Genomic DNA, 13,444 nt, shown 5'->3' with positions numbered 1-13,444 from the left:
TTAAAAATTGGGACCAATCACTTAGGTTTATTTAAAAGGTTTCTACCTGCTGTCCGTTATATCTTTTTTTGCAAAAAAGGATGCAACTACCATCAGGAGTAGCGACTAATGTTATTTCTAACTTAAAAAGGTTTCTAAATGCATCTGCAATTTGTACTTTTGTAATTCAATAAAAACTATACAAATGAGTCAAGACGTTAGAGCTTTAGAGCCAAAAGCATTATGGAATAAATTCGCAGATTTAAACGCAGTACCAAGACCTTCAAAAAAGGAGGAGCGTGTGATTAAATTCATGAAAGACTTTGGTACCAATTTAGGTTTAGAAGTTATAGAAGATGAGGTTGGAAATGTGATTATCAAAAAACCAGCAACTGCAGGAATGGAAGATCGTGTGACTATTGTAATGCAATCGCATTTAGATATGGTACACCAAAAAAATGCAGATACCGATTTTGATTTTGACACACAAGGGATTCAAATGGTAGTGGAAGGTGACTGGGTAAAAGCAAAAGGAACAACCCTTGGTGCAGATAACGGTTTAGGAGTAGCAACCATTATGGCACTTCTTGAAAGTACAGACATACCACATCCAGCAATTGAAGCCTTGTTTACAATTGACGAAGAAACTGGTATGACAGGAGCAATGGGATTAAAAGGTGGTTTGTTAACTGGCGGAATCTTGTTAAACCTAGATACGGAAGAAGATGACGAGATTGGTGTTGGTTGTGCAGGAGGTATTGATGTTACAGCAACAAGAACGTACGAGCAAGAAGAAACACCTGAATTTAAAATAGGATTTGAAGTAAAAGTAAAAGGCTTACAAGGTGGACACTCAGGTATGCAAATACACGAAGGTTTAGGTAATGCCAATAAATTAATGAACCGTTTATTATTTGATGGTTTTGAAAACTTTGGTTTACGAATCTCAGAAATTGATGGTGGAAGTTTACGTAACGCTATTCCAAGAGAAAGTAGAGCAGTAGTAGCAATAGATGCGATACACGAAGCTGCTTTTATTAGCGAAATGGAAGAGCTAGGTAACACAATTAAAACCGAACTTAAAACTATGGAGCCTGATTTGGTGATTGAAGTTTCTAAAACTGAAACTCCTGAATTAATTATGGACCTTGGTGTACAAGAAGGATTAACACGTGCTATATATGCAGCAGTAAATGGTGTGTATCGTATGAGTGCAGATATTCCTGAATTGGTAGAAACATCTAATAATATTGCACGTGTAATTGTTAAGGATGGTCAAGTAAAAATAGGATGTTTAACGCGTAGCTCTGTAGAAAGTAGTAAAATGGACTTAGCAAATACGTTGCGTGCTGCATTTGAGCTTACAGGTTGTGAGGTTGAGCTTTCTGGAGATTATCCAGGATGGACACCAAACATGGATAGCTCGATATTAAAAGTGTTAGATAATTTATACCAAAAATTAAATGGCGAAAAAGCACATATTGCTGCTTGTCACGCTGGTTTAGAATGTGGTATTTTAGGTCAAAATTATCCAGATATGGAAATGATTAGTTTTGGACCAAACATTAAAGGCGCACATAGTCCTGACGAGTGTGCGCAAATATCGTCTGCTCAAAAATACTGGAATTTTGTATTAGAGATTTTAAAGGAGATTCCTAAAAAGTAATCTTTTTAAGTGGTATTATATAAAATAGAAAAAGCACAATCTTAGGATTGTGCTTTTTTATGTGATTTATTAATGTTCGTTTAACGTTTATGTATAAGGATAGTTGCGGGTTTGTATGCGAGGATTTTCCGAAGGAAAATCAGACGTTACAAACACGCAACGACCTTTGATTAAGCGCTAAACCGCAATTATTTTTATATGGTATTAGGTGCAGTTTTTATTTTTTTTAGTCCTATCCATTCGTGTTCAATATCTTTCATTAATAATGCATTATCAAATTTGACAGAACCTTTCGGAAAAATACTTTCATTCTCAAAAAAGCTTGATTTTACATTCTCAACTTCCAAAAGTGATACTTTCCAATTATATGCTTTTAATTCAAGTCCGTCAAAGTCATTTTTGTCAGGCGAATATCCAATAGAACCATTTTCAAAGAATTCAGAAACACATTCTAAATTTTCAAATACACTTTCGGTATTCCAAGAGTTTGTTTCTTTTGCTTTTATTGATAATGAAGTTTTGTCATCGCTGATAAAACCGACTTCGTAGTTTCCATCTTTTTCATTTACTTTAAAATTTGCTAAATGATGAATTCCAGGAAATATAGTTCCGCCAGCTAAAGAATTTAATTTAGAAGAAGTATCTCTTCTTGGAATATAAACTCCTTCTTTTAACTTTCCGTTTTCAGTCCATTCAACTGCAATTCTATGAGCTCCATTTTCAGAAGAAATTCCGATTTGTTTCGGCAAACCTTTCGGTCTGATTTCTTTTAATCTTATCAAACAGATTCCTGCAATTCCTTTTCCGTTTACTAATTTAGGTTTGAAAGGTTTTGGTAAATAATTTTCCAAGACTTCTTTATCAATTTGGTAATTGATTAAAATTCGTCTGTCTATTATTCCTTTTATTTTCGGTATTTTCATTTGAGTGAGCAAATTGCACCTAAAGTATAGCGAATATGATTCCGTTTCAATGAATTATATTCGAAGTTAAACGAATTTAGTTGAAAAAAATGACAAAGTCAAATTTGCAATTAATGCAGTATCAGAATAAAGGTTAAGATAAAGTTGATTAATACACGCAAATATTTTCTGCTCAAAAATACTGGAACTTTGTATTAGAGATTTTAAAGGAGATTCCTAAAAAGTAATCTTTTTAAGTCGTATTATATAAAATAGAAAAAGCACAATCTTAGGATTGTGCTTTTTTATGTGATTTATTAATGTTCGTTTAACGCTTTCGGCTATGAGTAGTTGCGTGGTTTAGCACTTAACTTTGCAAGTACTTACTAGGCTGAAAATACACACGGATTTTCAGAAGTAGGCGAGAACAAGTAATTAATTATAGCCATTGTTGTACATAGTTTTTTAATTTGCTATTTCCTTCTTGAATGCAAAATAAGCAGAAGAGCCCGAAAAGTTGTCAATATTCCAAAATTGATGCTCATAAACTCCAATAACTGAAATGTAATCTAAAGTTTTATTCTTGAAAGCCTCTACAAGAACATCTGGTAATTTAAATCCCATATACCTATTAGAGTGTTCTTTATCTAAATCGTATATTCTCTCTTCAAATTTTTGATAATAAAAATATATTTCATTATCCTTCGGTTTTGCTTGAGACCTTAATTCTTTTAATAATTTTAAATTTTCAGAAAGAAACACTTTGTGTGTAATACTGTTTATTTCTTTTATGCATAAATGAACTTCATTATATTTTGGATGCTTTATACAATTGTTTTTTACCAAAAAGTTTTTATCATTAGCAGACTCTTTGTAATCAATTAGATTTTTATTCTCTGCGATGGTGTTTTGTTCCAACGTTTTTTTATTTTTTTCTTTTAAATAATAGAATGGGTTTTCTGATTCATTAGAGAATAGTTCCTTCTTTCCACCATTACAATCGTCAATATCAATCATTTTACTTTCAAAATTAAAGCGACTACTTAAAAATAGAAAAGGATCAAATTCTTCTTTTGTTCTTTGTAAGTAGGTGTCTTTACAATCAGTATTATCATCAAAATTTAAGATTTGATATAACTTTGAACCATCATAGTTAAATACTTCCCATTTACCTGTTTTAAAACCATCTTTGTAAAAAGATTTAAGTATCAATTTACCATCTCTGTAGACTTTCCATTCTTCTATTCCATTTTTAAGTTTCATAGAACTACTAAACTTACTATTGTTAGTTGTTCTTAAAGATATTGATTCAAATGAAATAACTTTTCCCATATCGAATAATCCTTTAGTCATTATATTTCCATTCCTATCGTACTCAATTAGTTCACCATCAACAAGTCCTTCTTTAATTGTATATTCTTTTCTTAATTCGCCTTCATAATAATAGTCGAAGCATTTACCATTTTGAATACCATCCTTTGCACTTCCTTTATTAAAAAGAGTTTCATTACTATTGTAGAACTCATAAGCTCCATCAATCACTCCATTTTTGTAATTAACTTTAAACTCCAATTGGTTGGGACTTCTATATTTATTGTGTAGTCCATTAATTTGGTTTTTAGAAAAAACAGCTTGATTACTTATTTCTCCAGTAGGAAAAAATTCTGTATATAGTCCTTCTAATTTACCATTTTCATAAGTTTCTGTACTCTTTATTTTTCCATTTAAATAGTATGTTATGAGTTTACCATTTAGAGTATTATTTTTGAAGTTTCCTTTTTGTGTTACAATTCCATTTTCATTATACCAAATAGCTTCTCCTTCTAGTATAAGAGGCTCTTTAGCTGTGCTAGAAACACCATCAAATTGCAACTTATCATCCATTAAATAATCTTTTACAATAAATTTGTTATTAGAAGGGTGAATTTGCCTATAATAAAGCGCATTCATTTTATCAGTTTCCTTCCAATCTTTATCAAAGTAGATAGTTTGTTGGCTATAGATATTTGTACTTATTATTAAGAGTAGAATCGTTATTAATCTTATCATTTTATTCTGTTATTTTATTTGTGTACAAAGTATAGCGAATATGATTCCGTTTCAATAAATTATATTCGAAGTTAAACGAATTTAGATGAAAAAAATGATAAAGTCAAATTTGCAATTAATGCAGCATCACAATAAAGGTTAAAATAAGGTTGATTAATACACGCAAATATCTTCTGCTCAAAATACTGGAACTTTGTATTAGAGATTTTAAAGGAGATTCCTAAAAAGTAATCGTTTTAAGTAGTATTATATAAAATAGAAAAAGCACAATCTTAGGATTGTGCTTTTTTATGTGATTTATTAATGTTCGTTTAACGGTCTTGTGTATGGTTAGTTGCGTGATTAAGCAACTAATTTAGTAAACAAAAACGAACGCGAGAAAATTCCGAAGGAATTTTCCAAATAAGCAACGACCAAAGCAATTAATTATACACGGTGTTGTAAGCAGTTTTTTTATTATCTACAGCGTATTAAAATTCCGCCTTGTGGGAAGTTCAATTCCGTAATAAATTTTTTGTCAGTCAAACAACCATATCGTTTTCTAAATTTCCTTTCTCTAAAGTCATATACCCTTAAAATCAAATAACTCTTCTCAAAATGGTGCTTTTGCATTTCAATTCCGAAATTCACACTATTATGCCACTTTCCTTTCAAAGCATAATAGTCAAAAGTAAGCGTGATATTTTTTGTCGATTCAGATTGAATTTTTTCCCAGTCCTCTTTCTGTAAAACTAATTCTCCAGGATGATATCCAACAAGGGTTCTGCTTTTAGTTCCATCCTCGTTTTCAAAATTCAGATAAGCGCCTGCAATTTCGGTCGTCACTAATCTTTCGTTCACCTCAATTACCATATTCAGATTTTGTCCAAATCCGATTTGAATAATTCCAAATATTAATGTTGCAATCCAAAGTCTAATTTTTGTTTCCATTTTATGTTTTATTCAAAAATAAACTTGGTTAATTAATATAAAAATCTAAAATGAGTGAACTGTGTCTTTCATTGAGCAAGACGTTTCTTAAATTGCTTACAAAGTATAGCGAATATGATTCCGTTTCAATGAATTATATTCGAAGTTAAACGAATTTAGTTGAAAAAAATGACAAAGTCAAATTTGCAAGTAATGCAGTATCACAATAAAGGTTAAGATAAGATTGATTAATACATGCAAATATCTTCTGCTCAAAAATACTGGAACTTTGTATTAGAGATTTTAAAAGAGATTCCTAAAAAGTAATCGTATTAAATAGTATTATATAAAATAGAAAAAGCACAATCTTAGGATTGTGCTTTTTATTTTATTACTTGTAATTATCTGTTAAGTAATTATTTATTTACTGTGTTCTGCGTCTTTTTACAAAGTAGCGTGTCCATAATATTTTTTTCTTAGCCAGAAAGAGACTCTCACTAATAAAATCAGCGCAGGAACTTCTACTAAAGGACCAATAACACCTGCAAAAGCTTGTCCAGAATTAAGTCCAAAAACAGCAATAGCGACAGCAATAGCTAGTTCAAAATTATTACCAGCAGCAGTAAATGCAACAGAAGCGGTTTTATCATATTCTGCACCAGAAGCTTTTGTAAAGAAAAATCCGATAATAAACATTAGTAAAAAATAGATAAGTAATGGTACTGCAATAATTAAAACATCCATTGGTATTTCTACAATTAACTCACCTTTTAACGAAAACATAATGACTATTGTAAATAATAGTGCAATTAAAGTCATAGGAGATATTGTTGGTATAAATGTATTAGTATACCAATCTTCACCTTTTAATTTTACTAAAATTTGTCTACTTAAAATCCCTAAAAGAAAAGGGATACCTAAATATATAGCGACACTTTCTGCAATGGTACCTATTGAAATATCTACGATAGCACCTTCAAATCCAAAATAAGGAGGTAATATGGTTATAAAAAGCCAAGCGTAAAAACTATAAGCAAATACTTGAAAAATACTGTTTAAAGCGACTAAACCTGCACCATACTCGCTACTACCTTCTGCAAGATCATTCCAAACCAAGACCATTGCAATACATCGTGCTAAACCAATTAAAATTAACCCAACCATATATTCTGGATAGTCTTTTAAAAATGTAATAGCCAGAATAAACATTAAAACAGGTCCGATAATCCAATTTAGAATAAGCGAAATTGACAATATTTTAGTGTTTTTAAAAACCTTTGGTAATAAAGCGTAATTAACTTTTGCTAATGGTGGATACATCATTAAAATTAAACCAATTGCAATTGGATAATTTGTAGATCCACTACTAAAGGAATTTATAATATCTGGAAAGGTTGGTATAAAATACCCAAGTCCAACACCAATTATCATTGCTACAAATATCCATAGCGTTAGATTTTTATCTAGAAAACTTAATTTTTTTGAAGCCATTTTTATGATTTTATTTGAGAGAAAACAAATAACATTTCAGTAGCTATTTGCAAACTTCTTTCGTTGTATTTTTCTTCTTGTTGTGGTGTGTTATCAAATGCTTTTGGATCTTCAAAAGTAATAGGTATACGTTGCTCAGCACCAGCAATAAATGGACAACCACCATCTGCTTGACTACAAGTCATAATTGCAGCAAATTGTGATTGCGGATTAAAATCGTCATCTAATGTTTTTGAAAAACCAATAATTGGATGTTCGTTATTAGAATATTTGATTGAATAAATTGGGTTTTTATCGTTTGATAGCGCATTTATTTTAAACCCAGATTGGTTTAATGTTTTGATAACCATAGGGTAAACTGCTGTTGCTTCAGTACCACCAGAGTAACAAAATACGTTTTTAATAGCAAAGTAGCTGGCTATTGTTTGTGCCCAAATTTGCGATAAATGACTGCGTCTAGAATTATGTGTACATATAAAATTAATACGTATTTCTAGGTTATTATTCACCTTTGATTGTATATAATCTGCTAAAGGTTGTAATACTTCTTTTCGTGATTCAGAAATGGTATCAGGTCTTAATTGCTTAATTGTTTTTTCTATGTCTTCAAATAGCATAGGCTGTGTATTAGACTTCATTGTAAGTTGATTTTAAAAAACAGTTTGTATTATATGGCTAATATGTTTTTTGATATTTAAATTAATTTCTATTATTAATTAATTCATTGCAATGTTACGATTAATATTTAAACATTCAAATAAATTATATCTCATTTATGTATTACTTTACATAAAGTTAATCTTAGAATTGTAGTCTGTTAATGGATTTATGCTTTTGTCGTAACGGTTCCGTTTATATCGCAGCTTAATTTAACCGTATTATAAATGGTACCAAATTTTTCAATATTTTTTTTCAGCAAGTTTACGTTTAGATTTTTATCTGTAGTATCTATTATTAATTGATAGTCTATTTGATCCATTCTTGGTGGTTTGTCTAGACGTACTCCTTGTACTGTAATGTCTGCAGAAGTGTATTCAAATTTCATTAAAACAGAAAAACGTTGTACATTTTTTAAAATACAAGCAGCAAAAGCACTTAAAAATAAATCAGCAGGACTAGCAAGCGTATCGTTAGATTGTGGTGTAGTACCAAATTGTATTGCAGTCTCTTTTATAGTGATTGAAGCGTCCTTATTGGCAAAGGATTTAGCGTTAATACCGTAGGTCATAATTGGTATACTTTATTACTAATGTTTTTAATCTAATATCTGATAATCTATATCCAGTTTGCGCAAGGCTCTTAACGCAGATCCTGAGTTTTTGTCATCCACATCAAAATCGATAGGATCTCCTTCTAATAAGATTTCTGTAAATTGAAAGGCTTGTGCTGCATTAATATCTATTGCAATAGCTTCAATACAATTAGCAATTCCTTTTTTATCAGGTCTAATTGCGTCGCAGGATAAAAGGTTTATTTTCATAATAGTAATTTACTAATTTAAAACCATATACTTTAGTAAGTACAAGGTTATTATTTATTAAAGTAGAAATAGTTTTTGTAAGTGTGTCTAAAGCAAAAAAAGTTGCTAATTCTATTACATGTGTAATATTTATAGCAACTTTAATTTTAAAATTAGTTAGATTTTTTTAATTGTACAATCCTTTAATTTTTTTAAGTTTTGTATCCCATAATTGTAAATCATCCTTATGCTTTTTAATGTTTTTATGCACTTCTTTAACTAATGGATTATCTGATTTTACATTTGAGAAAAATTGTAAGTTATTTTCAAGTTGAATAATTTCACCTTTAATTTCATCTACTTTTTTCTGGATGTAAAAACGCTCATTGTCAATAGCGCGACTGTCATCACCAGAAGATAATTGATCTAACTTGTTTTCAAATTTTATCAACTCGGCTTCCGTTTTATTTAAGTCCAAAGATTTAAATAATCCATCAAGTGTATCATTAAAGTCACTTTCTATTTGTTTCTTATTACGTGGCACACGACCTAAAGTTTTCCAGCTATTAATTTGTGTTTTTATAGTTGCTAAGTCTGTTTTTTGATCTCCAGAAAGAGTCAAGTTTTTAACTTCAGATAGTAAGGCTTCTTTTTGTGTAAAAGCCTCTTCCTCTTCAGCACTAGCTGCATTTCGTTGTTCTTTAATACGATCAAAATAGTGGTTGCAAGCACTTTTAAATTGCTTCCATATTTTATCACTATCTTTTCTAGGGACATGTCCAATACGTTTCCAATCGCCTTGAATTTTTTTCATCAACTGCGTTGTTGCCTGAAAATCTTCACTGTCTTTATTGTCTTCAGCAATTTTAATTAATTCTAGTTTTTTCTCTAGATTATCGTATTGGTCTTTCTTTAAGCTTTTATAAAATTCGTTTTTACGTCTATTAAAACCTCTTACAGCTTCTTTAAATTTAGCCCAAGTTGCTTCGTTAACTTTAACAGGTACTTTACCTGCTTTGAAAAACTCTTCTCTTAAGGCTTCAATTTCTTTAATTTTATTTTGCCAACCATTATGATTCGTGATTTTTTCACTTGCTTTTTCTTCAATAAGCGTGATTATCGCCTGTTTATTTAATAAGTTTTGCTCATAAACAGTGTCCAAATTTTTAAAGTAATCTTGACGCTTCGCGTTAATTTTTTTAGTCGCTTCTTTAAAGCGCTCCCAAATTGGTTCTCTATGTTCTCTAGCTACAGGTCCAAGTTCTTCTTTCCAAATCTTATGTAAATTTTGAAGTTCTCTAAAGGCTCTGTTGGTATTTTCATCATTAGCTAATGCTTCAGCTTGCTCGATAATTTTAGTTTTAAGCTCTAAATTATGTTCAAAATCTTTATCGCGCAAATCTCTGTCTAAATGTAGTAGGTCGTAAAAACGTTCGACATTAAAATGGTAGCTATTCCAAGCGTTGTTATATTTATCTCTTGGTATTGGACCAGCAGTTTTCCATTGGTCTTGTAACTCTTTAAACTTTTTGTATTTAGTGTTCATAGAGTCTTCAGCATCTTCTGTTAATGCTTTAATACCTTCTATGATGTCTAATCGATTAGTAAGATTTTGCTTGTGGTTTTGTTCTATATTTTTGTAGTGACCACTTAAGCGTTGTCTGTAATCTTTATAGTTATCTTTAAAGCTTTGTTGGATAGGTGTGTGATATCTAAAGTCAATCTCATTACCACCATTACTTAAAAACTCTTCTTTTTTCTCGTCCAAAAGCTCATGAAACTGCTTGTCAAATTCTGTTTTGATTGCATCTACATGTTTTTTAATAGCTTGTACTTTTTCGTTTTTAACCAAACGCTCAAGTTCGATAACCAATTGCTCTAGATTAAGCGATTCGTAATCTTTATCTTCAATGTTATGTCTGTCAACGTTACCTTCATCTTCAGCATCTTCTGCATTAGAATCTTCAATTTCATTTAAAACATCATCGTTATCTTCTACTTTAGAAGTTACTTCTTGTGGTGTTTCTGGTTGTACGTTTTCAGTGTTTTCTTTCGTTCCATCTGCATTTTGCAGGTTATCTAGCTCTGACATTTTTAAAATGTTTTTAGTTGATATTTATGTATTTAGCTTTTAAAGATAGTGACAAGTTGAAAAACTACCAATAAATTGTTGATTAACTCTTAGTTTAAAGATTTTTATTCCAGATTTTCCAAGATTTTTCAGCCTGAAACACTAACATGTCATAGCCATTTATAGTAGTCGCACCATGGTTTTTGCCATGTTTTAAAAAAACCGTTTGTGATGGATTATAAATTAAGTCGAATAAAACATGTTTTTTAGAAAGTCCACCATATGGAATATTTGGTGCTTCATTTACATCAGGAAACGTCCCAACAGGCGAGCAATTTATAATTATTTGATGCTCATTAATAATAGCTTTAGTTAACGTATCATAGGTGTAACTAACTGCTTTTGACTGCTGTCTTGATACAAAATGAAATTGAATGTTTAGTTGTTTTAAAACATAAGCAATTGCTTTGCTGGCTCCTCCTGTACCTAAAATTAAAGCTTTTTTATGATGTTTTTTTATATGTGGTTTGATACTTTTTTTGAAACCATAAATATCTGTATTGTAGCCTTTAAGACGTCCTTTTTTAGTGAATTTAATAGTGTTTACTGCACCAATTTTTTTTGCTTTTTTATCTAATGAATCTAAAAAGGGAATAATACTTTCTTTATAAGGGATGGTAACATTAAGACCAGATAATCCTTTGGTTGTTAGTATGTTTGATTTAAAAGTTTCAATATTTTGAATGTCAAAATTTTGGTATTTAGCATCAGTAATATTTTCGTCTTTAAATTTTATTGAAAAATAGTTTTGAGAGAAAGAGTAGGAGATATCTTTACCAATTAATCCATAGTTACGCATGTGATTGCTTTGTTTTTTGTCCATATATTTCTAATGCTAATACGATTGCTATTCCTACTATGGTGTAGCATAATGCGATTATAGTTTCGGTATTAAGTTCTGGTAAGTAACGTTCGTAATTTTCAATTATTTTTTGACCTCTAGAATCTACTAAAAATTCGCCTGTAGATTTTGTTTTAAATATGGTATGTTTAAATGGCCACACAACACCTAAAGATCCTACTATAAAACCTATAATTGATGCTAGCGTGACATTTTTATAATGTTTTAAAATGTAATTTAATACATGAGAAAAAGTTACCAAACCAACTACAGAGCCTAATGTAAAGACTGCTAGTACTTTTAACATCCTAAGACGTTCTATATTTGCAGTAAAGCTAAAATCACCTATTAATACCTCGGAAAAAGTATCAAATAAAGCATTCACAGAGTCCACTAATAGTAAGACGTAATTACCTAATAATATTAAGATAAATGATCCTGAAAAGCCAGGTAATGTCATTCCTGAAACACTAATTATTCCGCAGAAAAAAACAAATATTAGGTTATCATTTTCTGTAGCAGGATCTAGAAAACTAATACCTATTCCTAAAACAGCACCAATAATTAAAGCTAAGTATGTTGTGGTTTTCCAATCTTTAAAATCCTTACTTATGTAATAAATTGAACCTATAATCATCCCGAAAAAGACACTCCAAACATAGAGTTGGTAGTGCGTAATAAGATAGTCTAGGATTTTTGAAATACTAAAATAGCTTACTATCATTCCAAAAAACAGTAAGCTTAAAAAACGTCCATTTATATAATGATAAAACGCTTTAAAGCGTCCTTTTAAAAGTAATTTAAAAGCAGTGCCATTTACCTTTTGTAAGGAGTGTATAAACTCTTCGTAAAAACCTGCAACAAATGCCACGACACCACCAGATACACCAGGAACTTTATTAGCTGCTCCCATGCCTAATCCTTTTAAGATTAAAAATAGTTTATCTTTAAATGTGCGTGTGTTTTGCATTTAGCTTGCTTTATTACCTACCTTTTCAAGAATAAAAATAGTTAAAAAACCTGCAATCATCAATCCAATTGCTAAAACTAATTGAGCGTCTGTATTAGCGTTAATTTGAGAATAGGTTGATGGCAGTACACTTTGCTCTAAAACGGTTTTGTAGCTATCAAAATCTAAGCTGTTTTTTTGAAACACACTTAACGTTTGGTAGTCTGAAAGTCCAATAAAATCGACTACAGATCCTGAAGCGTCATCCATTACCGAAATGGTTTTTTTATAAGGCCAAACTTTATTTAATGAACCTAGAATAAAACCGGTTAGAATGGCTAGAGTTGTATTATGGTAATTTTTGAATAGCCATTTTAATACGTGGCTAAAACTAAGCAAACCAACAATTGCTCCAGTTGCAAATAGAGCTATTTTTTTTAAATCAAAGTCATGAAAAGCATCACTTAATGTTTTATATGCTCCTAAAATTACTAATATAAAACTACCAGAAATACCTGGTAAAATCATAGCGCAAATTGCTAAGGCTCCAGCAATAAATAAAAAATAGGAGTTGGTATTACTAGCTAAAGATGGTAAACTAGTAATATAAAATGCAGCTATAGTACCAATAATTAATGCGATAATGGTTTTAGCAGACCATTTGTTAATTTGTTTACCAACAAAAAAGATACTAGCTATAATTAAACCAAAAAAGAACGACCATATTAAAACTGGGTGTTGTTCTATTAGGTATTTTGCTAGTCTCATAAACGAAACAAAACTGATAATAATACCTGTTAAAAGCGCTAAAAGAAAGTTACCGTTTAGTTGTTTCCAAAAGGCAAAAAAACCATCTTTTTTTAAGGTCTTCACTAATGATAAGTTAACACCACTTATAGTTGTAATTAACTCTTGGTAAATCCCAGAGATAAACGCAATGGTGCCTCCTGATACTCCAGGAACTGCATCTGCTGCTCCCATAGCAATTCCTTTTAAACTAATAACAAGGTAATCTTTTAAGCGTCTTTGCATAATTTGAGTTTTGTTGGTAACCAAAGGTATGCAAAA

Annotated in this window: 12 protein-coding genes; 1 reads left to right on the top strand and 11 read right to left on the bottom strand. The window is 30.6% G+C overall.

The window, feature by feature from the left end; genetic code table 11:
* Positions 1-184 precede the first annotated feature (184 nt).
* Entirely contained in the window at positions 185-1,645 is a 1,461-nt protein-coding gene (locus JM82_RS01165; protein ID WP_145000461.1) for an aminoacyl-histidine dipeptidase, read from the top strand.
* 194 nt (positions 1,646-1,839) lie between these two features.
* Here the strand turns inward: JM82_RS01165 and JM82_RS01160 are convergent, their stop codons facing one another.
* The 11 genes from JM82_RS01160 to JM82_RS01110 all read right to left on the bottom strand — a co-directional run bounded on the left by JM82_RS01160 (position 1,840) and on the right by JM82_RS01110 (position 13,408).
* Positions 1,840-2,568 carry a DUF2071 domain-containing protein gene (locus tag JM82_RS01160; RefSeq protein ID WP_145000459.1) on the bottom strand — a complete coding sequence of 243 codons (729 nt, stop codon included), beginning with the start codon at positions 2,566-2,568 and terminating at the stop codon, positions 1,840-1,842.
* 444 nt (positions 2,569-3,012) lie between these two features.
* Entirely contained in the window at positions 3,013-4,596 is a 1,584-nt protein-coding gene (locus tag JM82_RS01155) for a toxin-antitoxin system YwqK family antitoxin (protein WP_145000457.1), read from the bottom strand.
* Positions 4,597-5,052: 456 nt separating this feature from the next.
* Positions 5,053-5,526: a hypothetical protein gene (locus tag JM82_RS01150; protein WP_145000455.1), complete on the bottom strand. Its 474-nt coding sequence runs from the start codon at positions 5,524-5,526 to the stop codon at positions 5,053-5,055.
* 423 nt (positions 5,527-5,949) lie between these two features.
* Complete coding sequence (arsB, locus tag JM82_RS01145) at positions 5,950-6,996, bottom strand: ACR3 family arsenite efflux transporter (protein WP_145000453.1); 1,047 nt, start codon at positions 6,994-6,996, stop codon at positions 5,950-5,952.
* A gap of 2 nt (positions 6,997-6,998) precedes the next feature.
* Positions 6,999-7,613, bottom strand: coding sequence for a protein-tyrosine-phosphatase (locus JM82_RS01140; protein WP_145001108.1), 615 nt, complete (start codon positions 7,611-7,613; stop codon positions 6,999-7,001).
* A gap of 209 nt (positions 7,614-7,822) precedes the next feature.
* Positions 7,823-8,224, bottom strand: coding sequence for an OsmC family protein (locus JM82_RS01135; RefSeq protein ID WP_145000451.1), 402 nt, complete (start codon positions 8,222-8,224; stop codon positions 7,823-7,825).
* A 27-nt stretch (positions 8,225-8,251) separates the two neighbouring features.
* Positions 8,252-8,476, bottom strand: a complete 225-nt coding sequence (locus tag JM82_RS01130; protein ID WP_145000449.1) for a hypothetical protein — start codon at positions 8,474-8,476, stop codon at positions 8,252-8,254.
* Positions 8,477-8,642: 166 nt separating this feature from the next.
* Positions 8,643-10,547 carry a DUF349 domain-containing protein gene (locus tag JM82_RS01125; protein WP_145000448.1) on the bottom strand — a complete coding sequence of 635 codons (1,905 nt, stop codon included), beginning with the start codon at positions 10,545-10,547 and terminating at the stop codon, positions 8,643-8,645.
* 94 nt (positions 10,548-10,641) lie between these two features.
* Entirely contained in the window at positions 10,642-11,409 is a 768-nt protein-coding gene (locus JM82_RS01120; protein ID WP_261375232.1) for a shikimate dehydrogenase family protein, read from the bottom strand.
* Positions 11,378-12,397, bottom strand: coding sequence for a DUF368 domain-containing protein (locus JM82_RS01115; RefSeq protein ID WP_145000447.1), 1,020 nt, complete (start codon positions 12,395-12,397; stop codon positions 11,378-11,380). Before JM82_RS01115 ends, JM82_RS01120 begins: the two co-directional genes overlap by 32 nt.
* Positions 12,398-13,408, bottom strand: coding sequence for a DUF368 domain-containing protein (locus tag JM82_RS01110; RefSeq protein ID WP_145000445.1), 1,011 nt, complete (start codon positions 13,406-13,408; stop codon positions 12,398-12,400).
* Positions 13,409-13,444 lie beyond the last annotated feature (36 nt).

Source organism: Olleya sp. Hel_I_94, from assembly GCF_007827365.1.
Classification (GTDB): domain Bacteria; phylum Bacteroidota; class Bacteroidia; order Flavobacteriales; family Flavobacteriaceae; genus Olleya.
The sequence above is the reverse complement of the archived record's forward strand: the minus strand, read 5'-3'. Positions and strand labels throughout refer to the sequence as shown.